Annotated in this window: 8 protein-coding genes; all 8 read right to left on the bottom strand. The window is 36.9% G+C overall.

Translation table 11 applies throughout. The annotated features are described in order from the left end of the window. Window positions 1–18: 18 nt before the first annotated feature. Window positions 19–2,565, bottom strand: a complete 2,547-nt coding sequence (locus HAV12_RS08675; RefSeq protein ID WP_171569295.1) for an alpha-L-arabinofuranosidase C-terminal domain-containing protein — start codon at window positions 2,563–2,565, stop codon at window positions 19–21. Further along, window positions 2,565–3,935 (bottom strand): glycoside hydrolase family 27 protein, encoded by a 1,371-nt coding sequence (locus tag HAV12_RS08670; protein ID WP_171569294.1) that lies wholly within the window; start codon window positions 3,933–3,935, stop codon window positions 2,565–2,567. The genes HAV12_RS08675 and HAV12_RS08670 overlap by 1 nt, the downstream gene beginning before the upstream one ends. 169 nt (window positions 3,936–4,104) lie before the next feature. After that, window positions 4,105–6,525 carry a sugar-binding domain-containing protein gene (locus tag HAV12_RS08665; RefSeq protein WP_171569293.1) on the bottom strand — a complete coding sequence of 807 codons (2,421 nt, stop codon included), beginning with the start codon at window positions 6,523–6,525 and terminating at the stop codon, window positions 4,105–4,107. A 140-nt stretch (window positions 6,526–6,665) separates the two neighbouring features. Next, a complete protein-coding gene (locus HAV12_RS08660) occupies window positions 6,666–8,252 on the bottom strand; it encodes a glycoside hydrolase (protein WP_171569292.1) in 1,587 nt (528 codons plus the stop codon). 489 nt (window positions 8,253–8,741) lie between these two features. Further along, window positions 8,742–10,382, bottom strand: coding sequence for a glycoside hydrolase (locus HAV12_RS08655; RefSeq protein ID WP_171571651.1), 1,641 nt, complete (start codon window positions 10,380–10,382; stop codon window positions 8,742–8,744). Window position 10,383: 1 nt separating this feature from the next. Further along, window positions 10,384–11,985 (bottom strand): RagB/SusD family nutrient uptake outer membrane protein, encoded by a 1,602-nt coding sequence (locus tag HAV12_RS08650; protein ID WP_171569291.1) that lies wholly within the window; start codon window positions 11,983–11,985, stop codon window positions 10,384–10,386. Between the two features lie 12 nt (window positions 11,986–11,997). Next, on the bottom strand, window positions 11,998–15,030 hold the full coding sequence (locus tag HAV12_RS08645) for a TonB-dependent receptor (RefSeq protein ID WP_171569290.1): 3,033 nt from the start codon (window positions 15,028–15,030) through the stop codon (window positions 11,998–12,000). A 46-nt stretch (window positions 15,031–15,076) separates the two neighbouring features. Then, entirely contained in the window at window positions 15,077–16,474 is a 1,398-nt protein-coding gene (locus HAV12_RS08640) for a hypothetical protein (RefSeq protein WP_171569289.1), read from the bottom strand. Between the last annotated feature and the right edge of the window lie 60 nt (window positions 16,475–16,534).

Here is a 16,534-nt window from a genome sequence, read left to right as displayed (position 1 = left end):
CTTTAAATAGTTGAAAAATTATTTAGTTTTCATACGAATCACAGTAAATGAATAAGCAGGTAATTCTTTTGAAAATGCTGCCTTAACCGTTATAGTTTGAGATATTGGTCTGGCAGTTGTGCTCTCGGGACTTCCTGAAAATGTAGTATAACCTGCATTTTCAGTTGTCGTTAAATTCGATAAATCTATTGATGGAATTACCGCAACCGGAAGCATATTGACCAACTTTACAATCAAATCTCCTGAAGCATTATCCTGAACCACTGACACACCAATTCGCTTATGAACTTCATTATTAGTATCTGATAATTTTATTTTACGCTGCAAATAAATATCGCCCGGATTTTGACCGTACAATTTCTGTACAAAATAATTTACTGTGGGTTTTACTTCATTTCCTGTAAAATAAATCAAATCCGGATTCCATTGCGTGTGTTTCTCACGAGCTAATAAAGGCGCATAAGAAGCCATTGTAACTACATCTCCATTTCGTTCAATAGCCGTAAGGTATAGTGCCTCGGCTAAAGCATTGTAAAATTTATTACCACGAGATGCATATTCTCCCAAATACACTTTTGATTTAGAACGGTCGTAGCTGTCATAAAAATCCTGGTTATTAATAAACCAACCCGGACTTTGATAATAATGTTCGTCTACAATTGGTAATTTTAAATCATTGGCAATTGCCCATCCTTCGTTATAATCTGTGCCTTCAAAAAAGGGTCCCACAGTACCAATAATGGTAATTTCCGGATATTTTTCCTGCACGGCTTTCACAATCATTCTATAACGTTCTTCAAAAACATCGCTGATCAAATCTTCATTACCAATACCAACATATTTTAAATTAAAAGGTTTAGCATGCCCTGCTTCAGCACGTTTTTTACCCCAAACACTTGTCACGGGTCCGTTGGCATATTCAATTAAATCCAGAACATCCTGCACGTATTCATCCATGTCTTCCATCGGAATACCAAATTGTTGTCCGGCACCTCCATCAGATGAATTTTGACACGGAACTCCTGCCGCCAAAACCGGAACAGGAAGCGCACCTAAATCTTCACAAAACTGAAAATATTCAAAATATCCTAATCCAAGAGATTGATGATATCCCCAAATATTACGCATTGGAGTTCGGCTTTCTAAAGGTCCAATAGTGTTTTTCCAACGGTAAATATTTCCTATTCCATCGCCGTGAGCCACACAACCACCAGGAAAACGCACAAACTTTGGATGCATATCTGCAATAGTTTCAGCCAAATCAGCACGAAGTCCGTTTTTATGGTTTTTGAACGTTTTTTGAGGAAAAAGAGATACCATATCAACGGCAACTTCTCCATCAGAACTAATTTCTAAATGAGCATCGCTTACCGTTTTTGCTACTTTTAGCACTACCGTGATTTTTTTCCATGAAGTATTTGGTTTTAGTGTGACTTCCGCCAAAGTTTCTCCGTTAGACCCAATTAGTTTTACCGTAAATTTTGCTCCTTTTGCAAAAACACTAAAATTGTATTTTTCATTCGCTTTAAGCGGAATTCCGTCAAAACCTGAATTGCTGATTTTACTCTTTGTGAGTAAAGCATAATGTGAATTATTAGGATGAATTGGATTGGCCTTTTCCACTTTAAAATTTCCACTCCAGGCCATTGTTTCATTCCAGTTTTTATCGCTGCCTTTTTTATCGTGCAGCGAATATTCAAAATCACGATTTTGAATCAATTCAGCATATAAACCTCCATCTGCAGCGTAATTAATATCTTCAAAAAACATTCCCGTAAGCATATTGCTTATTTTTTTAGAATTTTTTCCGTCAATGCTAATTTGAGCCGTTACAGGTTTCAGGCCAACAAACAGCAAACTATCACTTTTAGGTGAAACATTGTCTTGTTTGTCTCTAAACTTTAATGATTCCATGCTTTTAACCAACGAATCAATTAAAGTCCAATCGACCTCAGTAATGGTGCCTTTTTGAGTTTCTCCCTGTAATGTAATTTCACTAAATTGAGGAACTTTATTCTCATCAGTTATTGCTTTAGAATATGTTTTAAAATCTTTGGTAACACTGGCATAATTTGCGTTATCCGCCTTCCAGTGAATGGTATAATCCCCTCCTTTTTTACTTACTTTTATATTTTGAATAATTGATTTTCCGGATTCTTTTTTCGTCACATTTTTCATTGCCTGAATGTAACTTTGCCTTGTCCAATTCATCAAATCTTTACTTGAAGCAGCTGCAAAAACATCATCCTGAACTCCCCAAAAACAATGAAAAATTCCGTTATCATCTTTAATTAAAAAAGCTTCTGACATTGATTTACCTGTTAGTTCCCAACTTCCATAATCTGATTTTAAAAAAGGATGTTCAGGACCTACACCAAACCAGTTTTTCTGATCTGTACTCCACGCAAAATGAAGCCCGTTTTTTCCATTATTTTTTAATGTTGAGTACGCGAAAAGGTACACCTTGTCCGGTTTGTCCTCTTCTGATTTTAAACCAAATGCAAATGAAATAAAAACGGCAAAAAGTACGATCAGAATTCGATAAGACAGTAAAAACTTCTTCATTATCTTTTAGCTTTTAATTGAAAAAGCACTGAACTGTGAGGTTTTAATTCTGCTGAAATTGCTGCAGAAGAAACTTTTGATTTCTCACCTGTCCAAAGATTTAAAACGGTAACATTTCCCGAAATTCCGAGATCTGATACATTTACCGAAATCGTTTCTGTAGCAGTATCCGAAATATTGAACAACGCCAGATAAACACTTCCGTCTTTTGGATTTTTTGAGGTCACGGCTATTTTTCCGTCTTTCTGAAAAAGCTGTTTTACATCGGTGCTTTCTTTATGCATTTTTACCACCTCTTTATTGGTTAATAATGATAAAGTAAAAGCGTCATTACTTGGCAAATCTCCACCAAAAAACAAAGGCGATTTAAAAATATTAAAGAAAGTAATCAAAGTATATTGTTCGTCTTTTGTCAATCGCGACATTCTGTCTTCGCCACGTTCTCCTCTTAACGAAATACGCCCTAACGGAATCATATCGCAGTCCGGCCATGTTCCCGGTGCAATGTATGGATACCATTTTTGAGCTACACTCATCAGATGCGTAATGTGTGGCCATGTATCCCAAACGTCATCTACCATTCTCCACATATTGGCGTGAGTGGTGACGTGTGGCGCGGCATCAATAGGAGTTTCTCCCGGTGAGGTGCTCAATACAATTTTACGTCCGCATTTGTCGATTGCGTTTCTGATCAGGTTGATTTCTCCTTCGTGATACGGTCTCGATAAATCATCGATTTTAATAAAGTCAACGCCCCATTGTGCATAAAGCTCAAAAAGGGAATCGTAATATTCCTGTGCTCCCGGTTTATCAGCCACAATCGTATAATTGTCTTTTAACCATTCGCATTGCAATGCCGTAGTAAAAATCTGATCTGCCGTAATTCCGTTTGTTCCTTTAATTGGCAATTTATCTTCAACTGCTTTTTTAGGGATTCCTCGCATGATGTGAATTCCGAATTTCAATCCTTTTTTATGAATATAATCTGCTAAAGGTTTAAAACCTTGTCCGTCTTTCGCAGATGGAAAACGATTTAAGGCGGGTTGATATCTTCCATATTGATCGATTACATAACGTGGATCTGTCTGATTATATCCTCCTGCTTTGTCATTTTCGACAAACCATCTGATATCAACAACTATATATTCCCAACCGAATTTTTTCAGGTTTTTTACCATATAATCGGCGTTGGCTTTTACCTCGTGTTCTTCGACTGTAGAACCGTAGCAATCCCAACTGTTCCATCCCATTGGAGGCGTTTGTGCCCATTGTTTGAATTCTTCTTTTTTGAATGTTGTAGTTTGAGCATTCGATGAAACAGATGCTAAAACAACGCCTATTGCCAGCGCAATTGTATTTTTTATTTTCATTTTAATGAAATATGTGTAAATTTTACACTTTAAATATAATAAACTTTTGGATACTATATGCGATTAACCTGCCAGCTTCACAAAAAGACTGACAGGTTAAGTATTTATAACATTGCATTGTTAGACCTAACAGGTTTTAAAAACCTGTTAGGTCTTCGTTGAAAACTGATTATTTCACATTAATCGTAATTTCAACCGGTTTTAACCATTGACTTGTAAACGTCACTTTTATAGGCTGAGCTTCTCCGGTTGCCTGAATGTATGCTGCAATATGTCCGTGGAAAACTCTTTGTACATTATCTGTATAATCAGTCATATCGCTGTTGTTTCCAGCCTCAAGTCCTAATAAACTTCCGGGGCCGGTAATTGTGCAAGTCACTTCATTGTCTGAAAGCATCACTGGAAAACCATTTTGATCTTTAGCCTGAACCATTATTTTGGCAACTCCTTTATCTTTACTAATCGTGATATTGGTATCTGCAGTTGTTAATTCAAAAGCTTGCTGTGTAGAATTAATAACATCTCTGCTCACCTCTTTGTCGTCATTGCTTAAACCAATTGCTTCTAATTTCCCGGAAGTAAAAGGAATATCCCAATACATAATTCCGGTTTTTCCGTCGTAAGCTTTTGTTTCTCCTACTACTTTTCCGTTTAATTCTAAGCGTGCTTTTACTGCATTGGTGTAACAAACCACACGAATCTTTTCTCCTTCTTTGTAATTCCAAATTGCCCAGGCATCTTTAGAAATGTCTTTTTCGTTTTTCAACGGATAAGTTCCAATGTAAACCATTGGTTTATCTGACCATAAAGACTGGCGGAAATATCCTCTTGGCTTAATAACTCCTGCAAAATCAACTAATCCTGAGTAAAATCCTCTTGAAGGCCATCTTCCGGATTCTCCTAAATAATCAATTCCTGTCCATAAAAATTGTCCGAAAATATATTTGTTATTTTTTACAGCCAGCCAGGGTTCCATATCATGAACATTTTCACTTCCAAAAATTACCCTTTTTGGATATTTTTCGTGATCCGATTGGTATTTACTTTCTGTATAATTGTATCCTGTAATATCCAAAGCTCCGGGATATTCTGTTTCGTTAGACATCGCAACTCCTGCTAAACCAGCTGTGGTAGGACGTGATTTGTCGTATTTTTTTACTGCTGCTACCAAACGTTTTGCAATAGCTCCAAGACGCATCGCATCTGGCGCCTCTTTTTTGTAACCTCCGTAAGCTGCTTGTCCAAAACCATCTTTTCCTTTATCCAAAACCGGATGAGAATAAGGATCATTAGGATAATCTACTTCATTACCAATACTCCATGCAAAAACTGATAAATGGTTTCTGTCACGACGTACAAAATCTTCCAAATCTTTCTCTGCATAATCTGCAAAAATGTCAAATGTACCTTCGAATCCAGGAGTTCCGTAATTCCAGCCTTCGAGCCACTTACGTTTTGGAAATTCCCATTCGTCATAGGCTTCATTTAAAACCAACAATCCTAATTCATCACAAAGCTCGTAAAAAACCGGTGCTTGCGGATTATGACTTGTGCGTATTGCATTTACTCCAATCTCTTTAAGTGTTTTTAATCTGGTTTCCCAAACCTCACGAGGAACAGCTGAACCTAAAACTCCGGCATCATGATGTAAACAGACTCCTTTCATTTTCATCCATTTTCCATTTAACGCAAAACCATTGTTGGGATCAAATTTGAAATCTCTGAAACCGGTTTTGGTTACCGTTTCATCAATTTGTTTTCCGTCTTTAAAAACGGTTGTTTTAAGCTGATATAAATTTGGATTCTCTAAATCCCATAATTGAGGATTTTTTACATTTATTTTAGTGGCTATTTTTCCGTTTTTATTTGAAGCAACTTCAACTTTTGAAGAAGATTTTCCAACAGATTTTCCGTCTTTTGAGATTAATTCATTTACAACAGTAAGACTTGATTTTGCTGCTGAACTATTTTCAACCTCAACTTCAATATTTAACGTTCCTGTTCCTTTTTTCACTTCAGGATACGCGTAAACGCCCCATTGTGCAATATGAACCGGATTTGCATAAACTAACCATACATTTCTATAGATTCCTGAACCTGTGTACCATCTTGAATCGGCACTTTGGCTATGATCGACACGAACTGAAATCGTATTTTCTGCTCCGTATTTTATAAACGGAGTTGCATCATAAGCAAAAGAAATATATCCGTTTGGACGTTTTCCTAAAGAATTACCGTTGATAAAAACTTCGCTTCTGTTGTAAACGCCTTCAAAATACAAATAGACTTTCTCCCCTGTTTTACTTTGAGGAATGTTGATTGATTTTCGGTACCAGCCAATTCCACCCGGCAGATAACCCGTACAGCTCGCTAAAGTTGGGCTTAATTGTCCTTTTACACTCCAATCGTGAGGAACATCTACTGATTGCCATTTAGTATCATCGTAAGTTGTTTTTTGAGCGTCCGGAGTATCCTGAAGATTGAATTTCCAATTGTCATTGATTTTTTTTGAATCTCCAAATGATATCTGACTGAATGCAGACAAACAAGAGAAGAAAAATACGGGTAATAAGATCCTTTTTGTAAACATTTTTTTTAGTTGCTAAGTCGCTAAGAATCTGAGTTTCTAAGCTTTTTGTTGTTTTAATTTGTTATTTTTTTATTTGAGTTTTCAAGCTTTTAGTCGCAGTTTTCGGTTTCCAAACTGAAACTGTAAACTGAGACTGAATACTAATACGCTAACTCCCCTACAAACGTCACGATTGATTTTGCCGGAATTTCAAGATTATCAATTTTTTGAGTTTCTGCTCTTTTTAAATTTGTCGTATCTGAGGTTACATAAGGTGTAAAATCATTATTTTTTACTGTTCCTTTCGATAAATTGAACTTGTATTTCTGAGCAGACTTTCCACAGTTTACAGCCACAACAATTAGCTTTTTGCTTTCGACATCTTTATAAGCCGTCAACATCACATCGTTTGCTGCCTCCAATTCGTTTTGATTCGGAACATCAACTCTAAGCATTCCCGGACGCACAAATAAAGAGTAGTTTCCTAATGCCCAAAGCAATTTTGAATCATGAAATTCTCCATCGTTTCTAACATAATCCGGGGCTGTTCCTCCATTACTTTTTCCGTCATCGAGATAAATCAAACCATCTTTATAATCAACACGAGTGATAGATGTCCACCATTGCCATGAAGCGGCATTTGCAACAGCAATATCATTATGAATTAAACGCGCAACAAATAAAGCGGTCTGCATTCCTAAATCTCGTCCTCCGCCTGAACCACTTGGGATTTCAGCTTCTCCCGGATTTTCTAAAATGCAATACTCCGATTGCCAGTATTTCAACCCCGGGTTTTGTTTGATATTGGCTGCGATTAATTTTCGGCTTAAAACTTGTCTTTCAATTGGCCATGTTGTAAAATAACTATGACCTAAAATGACCTTTTTTACATTGGGGAATTTTGAAATATTAGTTTTTGTTTTTCCGAAGAAATATTCCATCTGATTGTCGCGATTTTCTGCATTTACATTTCCATATAAATAATCAATTTGCGCAGCCTCTGCGATCACAATTTCTGTACTCATTTTTTGAGCTTTGAGTTTTTCAGAAAGTGATTTCGTTAAATCATAAATTTCCTGATTGGTCGCCGGTGTTCCTTCCTGACTGTTGGTGTCGCCGTGTTTTGGCATCCACTCCCATTGCGGTTCGTTGATCGGACTTACATAATCGAATTTAATTCCTTCTTTCTTTTCCAGCCCCTGAATACTTTGAACTAGAAAATCGGCAAATTTTGGAATTGCACCATCTTTTAGATTCAGTTTATTCTTTTGAGAGGCAAAAGACAATCCGTTAATTGTCATATAAACTGGCGGACTGTTGGTGAAAATCAGAAATTTTTCAACTCCACGTTTTTTAGCCGCCTGCAGGAACCATCTTTGCCCTTCCTGTTTCGAAAAATCGTAGGTTCCGTCAGCTTGCAGAAAAGATTCACTTCTTCTCCATTCGTCTGAAACTTTACTTTTTTCACCTTGTTCTGTACTTCCTGCACCAAGATTAAACCTCCAGATCGAAAGCCCGATTCCTTTTGGATTTCCCTGTGTATCAATTTCTTTACTAAAAAGTAAGTCTGCAATAGCATTCTTTTTTTGTTCTGGCCAATTCTTTCCAACAAACTGACATCTCCAGGCATCAGAACCTCCAAAACCGTCCATGGTTTGTACAACATTATCGGTGCTAATGGTAACGGCCCGCTGTGCAAACGACAGCGAGCTCATGACCAGTAAAAGTGATATATATACTATTCTCATTATTTTATTATTCTTTTGTATTTAAATAATCATTCCGTAATCTTGTCATTTCGACAGAGGAGAAATCTTCGCAAGTAGCTCGACAAAGATTGTCGTCCTTGATTGTAGAGTTACTTACGTGTCCTTCGACTTCGCTCAGGATGACAATGCTTTGCGGTTATAATCGCAATTTTGTCATTTCGACGGAGGAGAAATCACACTAGGAACTCTACAAAAGAATTCGTTAATCATTGTCGAATATTGGATGTGATTTCTCCCTTCGGTCGAAATGACAAACTTTGTCGAGCTACTTGTTTCCTTCGACTTCGCTCAGGATGACAATGCTGTGCGGTTATAATCGCAATCAGGATGACAATATTGTGGTTATTACTGCGGTTACAACCTTTGTCAAAGTTTAAAATTTTGACAAAGGTCTTTATTAATCACAATGACTTTTTAGGCATATAACAAAAACCTTAGGCCCTTAGCAACTTAACCCCTTAGAACCTCTTACTTATAAGTTCCTACATAAGTCACAATAGACTTCGCCGGAATTTCAAAACCAGAAGCGTCAACAGCAGTTCCTTTTTTCAGACTCAAGGCTTCAGAAGTGGTATAAGGTGTTAGTTTATTATCTGTTAAAGCTCCGCCTGCAAGATTCAGTTTGTAGGCTTTAGCCGATTTGCTGATATTTACCGCTACCACAACCAGTTTTTTAGTTGTAGCATCTTTGTATGCCGTTACCATTATATCATTCACGGAAGTGGCATTATCTACGCTAGGAATCTGAACTCTTACCATTCCCGGTTTTACAAAGAACGAAAAATTTCCTAAAGCCCAAAGCGTTTTTGAATCCCTTATATAACCGTCATTTTTGCAATAATCTGCATTTCCGGCTCCGTTGCCTGAACCATCATCAACGTGAATCAATCCGTCTTTATAATCTCCACGACTAATCGCTGTCCACCATTGCCATGACGTAACACCTCCAAGTGCAATATCTGTACTGATGATACGGGCTGTCCAGAGTGCTAACTGAATTCCTAAATCTCTTCCAGGGCCTCCTCCACCAGGAAGTTCAGATGTTCCCGGACTTTCTAAAACACAATATTCAGAGGACCAAAGACTTAATCCTGCAACTGACTGCGTTCTTGCCGCAGCAGATTGTCTTGAATAAACCAACTCTGTCAAAGGCCATGCCTGCCAATAACTGTGCGCTGAAATAGTCTTTTTTACGTTACTTAATCCTGCAATATTTTTAGCAGAATTAACCACAAAGAAATAATCGATTTGGTTTGATCTGTTTTCTTTTCCCGAAATTGTTTTATATAAAGGTTCATAAGATCCTCCTTCTCCAACAACAATCTTAGCATCAATTCCTTTTGATTGTAATTTTGGAGACAGAATATTTACAAAACTGTAGATATTAGCGTTTGTAGCCGGTGAACCTTCTTGTCCTGAACCGTCCCACTCGTATTGTGGTTCGTTAAACGGACTCACATAATCGATTGTTAAACCGTGTTCCGTTTTTAATTTATCTAAAGATGTTGTCCAGAAATCAGCTAATTCTGACCATTTACTATCTTTTATATTATAAAATTCTTTGATGCTTGCATGCGCTTTTCCGTTTTGTGTTAAGTATACCGGAGCACTATTGGCGAAAGCCAGTAATTTCTCTAAACCACGTTCTTTTGCTGCTTTCATAAACCAAACCTGACCGGCTTGCTTGTTCATGTTATAGGTAACTCCATCTGTTGTAAAACATTCGGTACGTCGCCATTCATCTGTAATATCACTTGCATCTCCTTGCTCAGTACTTCCCGAACCAAGGTTAAAACGCCATAATGATAATCCGATTCCTTTTGGATTTCCATCGGCATCAAATTCTTTGCTGAATAATAAATCGGCCATTTTATTTCTTTTATCCGAGGGCCAATTTTTTCCTATAAAATTACATTGCCAGGCATCAGAAGCGCCAAAGCTTTCCATCGTTTGAAGATTCATATCCAGATTCACATTCAATTCGGCGGTAGTTGAAACACCGCCATTTGAATTATCAGCATTTTCAGAATCACAACTAATTAAAAAAGAGTTAGCGAAAAGTAAACCTGCACACAGCAAACTTACTTTATTGTTATTGATAAACTTCATATTAATAGCCAGCATTTTGAGTAATTAATCCACCACTTAAATCAATTTCTATTTGCGGTATGGGCCACAATAAATTTTTACCAGGATTAAAATTGATCCCTTTATCTTGTGATTCTCTTAAATTGGCAGTTTCATACGGATCTGTAGAATTCAAATTGTATTGAACAAAAGTTCCGTTTGGCCCCATCAAACTTTCGATAACCGGTCTTCCGGTAGTTGGGTCTTTTTCACGACGAATATCAAACAAACGTAATCCTTCAAAAGCCAATTCTAAACGACGCTCCTTGTAAATTTGTTTTAAAAGCGTTGGTCCGGATAAACCTGTTTTAGGATCTAATTTTACACGCGCTCTAATAATATTGATATCTGCCAAAGCATCTCCTCCTGTATGGTAATTCGCTTCTGCTCTTGTCAAATACATTTCGGCCAGACGAATCAAAGGAATATTTAAGGGTAAGTGTCCGTCTTTTTTATCTAATGCACGGCGCATAGCTATCGGAATATAATATTTACGGCAAATACGCCCGGATTTATTATCGTTTAAACTGAATTTATGGGTCGGGTTTAAAACCTCATCTCCATACGCTGCTTCTCCCCATTTGGTGATCGTACTTCTACGACGAACAACGTCATTTTCAGAAAGATAAGCATTCTCTAAATCGCTCGTTGGCATACACCATCCCCAACCATCAAGAACATCCTGCGCATCATTACTCGGAAAGTTTTTCTTATCCTCTCCTCTTGCTCCGGCTAAAGTTGGTAAAGCAGATCCTAAATCTTTATCCTGTACGGATGATGATTGTGCTTCAAGAATTGATTCAACTCCGTTATGATTGTTTACGTTCCAGATATTCAGGAAATCAGACTCCAGTGCAAAAGGGCCTTCCGTAATTACTTTGTTTGAATATTGTTTTGCCTGAGCCCATTTTTCCTGAAATAAAGATACACGAGCCAATAAAGCATACGCTGCCCATTTGTTAACTCTTCCGTTTCTTGCCACCGGAACATTTTCTAATTTTACAGCAGATTCTTTAAGATCAGACTCAATTTGTGCATAAATATCAGCAACAGGGCTACGTTGTAATTTCAAATCAGCAGTTCCAAGAGATTTAGTATATAATGGAACGGATCCGAAATTATTTACCAACTCATAATAGCAATATGCACGAATGAATAAAGATTCCCCTGCATATTGATTTCTTTGAGCATCAGTAATAGGCGATGCTGCCATTTTCTCTAAACCTAAATTAACCGATTGAATTGTATAATAGTGAGCAGTATAAACACTATTCATATCTCCCATGTTATCAGGCGTAATAATATATTGCGAACAAGGTCTGTGTGCTGAATTATCCTGGCCTGTATTTCCCATCCACGCGTCATCGGTAGCCATTTCGTTAGTAACCCTTGGCGCAACCAATGTATACCAATCATTAGGTAACAACAGGCGTTTTGTTAATTCGTTAACATAATTCTCGCATTCCTGTGCTGTTTGAAAATAGTTTTCTAAAGTTTGAATTCCTCTTTCGTCTTTTTCAATAAAATCGCTACATGAAACTGCAAATGCAGAAAAAGCTATTAGGGATAAAATTATTTTTTTCATATCTTTTTATTATTAAAATGCTACATTAAGTCCCATCAGAATTGTTGGCTGAACCGGATAATTCCATGCTCCAAAACCTGATCCTTTAACTCTGTCGTCTTTGTCCGGATCTCCGCCTGCAACTTCAGGATCAACACCTGTATATTTTGTCCATGTCCATAAATTTTGACCTGATAATGAAATTCTCAATTTATCCAGACCAAATTTATTGTAGAAAGAAAATCCAAGCTGTAAATTCTTCATACGTACATAAGAACCGTCTTCCACATAGAAAGAAGAGAACTTAGTGTAGTTTTCATTGTTGTCATCTTTAGATAAACGAGGAACATAATTAGAAGTTCCTTCTCCGTGCCAGGCCATTTGCTCTAATCCGCTTACTTTATTGGTTAAACTTGCACCGTTATATAAATCCTTAATATTTTCATTTACGATATCATTTCCAATACTTGAGTAGAAATTAGCTACCAAATCAAATTGTTTGTAACCGAAATTTAAATTCAATCCAACATTATAATCAGCCCAGGGAGAACCAATTTTTGTTCTGTCTTTATCGTCTAATTTTCCATCACCGTTAACATCTTTAAAACGAATATCTCCTAATTGTGCATAAGGCTGCAATTTGGTTCCGTGTTCGTCAGTATGTGCATTTATTTGTGTTTGATTTTGGAATAATCCATCAGCCACATATCCATAAAAATATCCCGGTTCTTCACCTTTAACCGTCAAAGTTCGGTTTCCGGCTCCGTAAAGTCTTTCTCCATCAGCTGATAAAGACAACATATCAACATTTACAGTTGTAAAAGTGACATCAACTCCATAAGTGAAATCTCCTTTTTTATCTTTATAGGAAATTAACAAATCGATCCCTTTAGATTGCATTGAACCTACGTTTGTCCAAATGGTTGAATATCCGGGAAAACCGCTATAGGTTGGAAATTGTTTCTTAAACAACATATCTTCCGTTTTCTTTTGATAGTATTCTAACGAACCCGAAAGTTTGTTTTTCCACAATCCAAAATCAATTCCAAAACTGATATCTTCAACTGTTTCCCATTTGATATCTTTGTTAGCCATAGTATCCGGAAACGATGTATCTACAACATTACCACCAATAGGATAAAAACCCTGCTTGATATTTGACTGATAAACTGCAGCCGGTAAATTTTGATTCCCTACTTTTCCCCAACCGGCTCTGAATCTTAAATCGCTAAGAACGCTTTTTGCAGGTTCCATAAATCCTTCATTTAAAATTCTCCATGAAACAGAAGCCGATGGGAAATTAGCCCATTTATTGTTGTCCATGAATTTAGAAGAGCCGTCACGTCTAAAAGTACCGGTGAAATAATATTTCGCATCGTAATTATAGGAAAAACGAGAAATATAAGACATCAAAGAACTGGACCAGCTGTTACCATCACTTCTACGGTTTTTGGTTGCTGCTTTTAATTCTCTCATAGAATCTGAATTGTTAGGAATACCTTCTCCGTAACCCCAAACATCATTGCTATTGTATTCTTCCATGGTATTACCAATCATCAAAGAAGCATTGTGTTTCCCAGCAAATGTTTTTGTATAGGTTACTGTATTTTGCCAGGTCCAGTCGGCATTTGTCGTATTTTTTCGTTCAACACTATTAATTTCTGCTTTTTCGTGTGCTGCATCAATTACAAAATCCGGTCTAAAAATACTCTGTGTTTTATCTCCAACCTCAATAGACCCCTGTGTACGAATAACCAAACCTTTAATAGGCTGGTATTGCAAATAACCGTTTGTATTTAAATTATACTGATTGGTATAATCATCGTATCTTTTTACGGCTGCAATCGGATTCCATACATAGGAAGGAGAACGTGCGTAAATACTATACTCATTCTCTAATCCTGTTAATTGATCAGCCGGTTTGTAAATTGGCGTAATTGGATCAATTTTATCAAAATCTGCCCAGTTATTTGGCCCTCCCCATTTTTCATAACGAGGATTTAAAGTAATTCCCGCTGAAAATTTATCTGAAAATTTAAAATCATTAGCAATTCTCATGGTTACTCTCTCCCATCCTCCTACTTCGTAAATAGACTCCGAATCATAATAATTCAGACTTACCGCATAAGTATGTGTTTCTGACCCTCCGGAAACACTCAAAGAAGCATTTGTTACGGGAGAACCACTTTTAATCCCTGCTTTCCACCAATCTGTAGTTTTTCCTCTGTATTGAGACGGATTAGACAAATAATCAGCATAACCCGAATTATTATATGCTTTGTTCATAATCGAAGCATAACTCTCCGCATTTGCCATATTATAGGGATTACTCATAAGTTGCATTCCGGAACTCATATCAAAATTGAATCTGGTTTTTCCTGCTTTACCTTTTTTAGTTGTAATCAGAATAACGCCATTAGAGGCACGGGAACCATAAATGGCACTTGCTGATGCATCTTTTAAAACCTCCATCGATTCAATCTCGTTATTACTCAGGAAATTGATACTTGTTCCCATTGGAATACCATCAACCACATAAAGTGGGTCTGTACTCAGGTTTACGGTCGAAATACCTCGAATTAAAACCCTGGGTTGTGCTCCGGGACCACCTTGCCCCGTAATCTGAACACCGGCAACTTTACCTTGTAATGATTCTGCTACATTACCCACTGTCATGGTTTGAAGCTCTTTTCCTTTTATTGAAGAAATTGAACTTGTTACATCGCTCTTTTTAACAGAGGCATAACCTACCACCACAATTTCATCTAAAGCCTGGCTCGATTCTTCCAGAACAATATCTAAAACCGTTTTATCTCCCACCGGTACAACTTTATTGGTAAAACCAACAAATGAGAATTCGATCTGAGCATTTTTATTAGGAACTGAGATAGAGAAATTCCCATCAAAATCTGTTGCAGCAGATGTTCCTGTTCCCTTCACAATCAGGTTAACTCCGGGAATTGGTATAGCACCCTTATCCTTAACAGTCCCTTTTATTGTTATTTGCCCAAATGTTGCCATACTGCACAACATGGCAATAAATAACCCTATAAATCTATATTTCATAGTAAGATTTTTTTTAATTAAATGTTATATCTAAACGTATAACAACTTATTTTTTTGTGATAAACACTCTTTCTAACTCTGTATCAAGTACAACTTTGTAGATCCCCGGAGCTGCAGGATATTTTGCATTTCCATTTTCTCCCGGCGACATTGTAGCAATACCATTTTTGATTAATCTCCAGGACGGACTCCACCACTGACCTGTAAAAGTCGCTTCCATAGTTCCTGTCAACGTATATTCTCCAACTAATTGGTAAGGGTTATTCGGGTTATTTGCCAAATGCAATCCGGTTTGAACCCAGGCAGTCCATGTGTCCCAGTCAGCACCTTTAATTCCTGCACCACAAACACTCACGAAAGGTCTTCTTTGCGCTTCTACATCGTGCCATAATCCGTTGGCAACATCTGCCCAGACTTTGCTCGATGGTGTATATTTAGTAACGGTATACACTAATGTATTTGGATTTACTTTTATGCTGTAATACCCTTTTGCAGGTAAGACAATTGGAGCTGAAGCAACATCATCTGTTAAGCTTCCTGACTCATTCAGACCAAAACAATGCGGGGCAAAATCAGATTCCTGTCCTAAGAAATAAACTTCTTTATTGTCTTTATCAGCATAATATTTAAATTCGAAGTCTTGTCCGTTTTTCTCATGGAAGTACATTGGAACACCAACAGCATCAGTTGTAAGATTAGTACCTTTTGGCTGGTCACATAAATAAATCGCCGGATACTCATTTGTAGCCACAATATTTACATTTAAAGTTCCTGTGTTAGGAATTGCAAATTTATCTTTTGCCGTAATTGTTAAAACATAATTAGCAGCAGTTACCGGCAATGTATAGGTTTTATTAAAAGTATACGACTGAGGGCTATTTGATAATTGAATCATCTCATCGATACCTAATTCAGCACATTTTACCTGAACATAATCGATACCTGAATCATCATTAACAACAAAATTTACCGGCATTTCTTTACTCGTAGACAATAGGATAACGGCACCTTCTTTAGGCGAAACCATGCTAATTGCCGGGGCGGCGAATTCTCCGTCTAAACGCAGATTAATATCTTCATCAATTGAATTTCCTGAAACGTCTGTTATTGTCAATTTGATTTTAAAAACTTCCGAAGTTCCTCTATTTGCAGGGATTTCGAAAAAATAACTCAAATCGTACGATTTAAGTAACGGATCTGTAGCAAACGTGATTACTTTATCAAGGGATAATTCAGGAATTTGAATTTGTACACTCTTTAATCCTAAATCATCTGCCAAAGTGGCTTTAATTTCAAATTTTCTGGTTGGTTCTCCATAAATTTCTTTTGTAGCAACAACAACCGTTGGTTTTTCTGAACTGGGAAATCCAGCTTCGTTATTTTGACATCCTGTAAAAAGGACAGCAAAAAGGGCAAGAAAAAATAAAAATATATTTTTTTTCATTTCTTTAATTTTAAGGTTGGTTAGTTAGTTTTTTATTCTAAAAGTGAAAGCTTGTCATTA

Origin of the sequence: Flavobacterium sp. CLA17 (genome assembly GCF_013112255.2) — a bacterium.
Taxonomy (GTDB): Bacteria; Bacteroidota; Bacteroidia; order Flavobacteriales; family Flavobacteriaceae; genus Flavobacterium; species Flavobacterium circumlabens.
The sequence above is the reverse complement of the archived record's forward strand: the minus strand, read 5'-3'. Positions and strand labels throughout refer to the sequence as shown.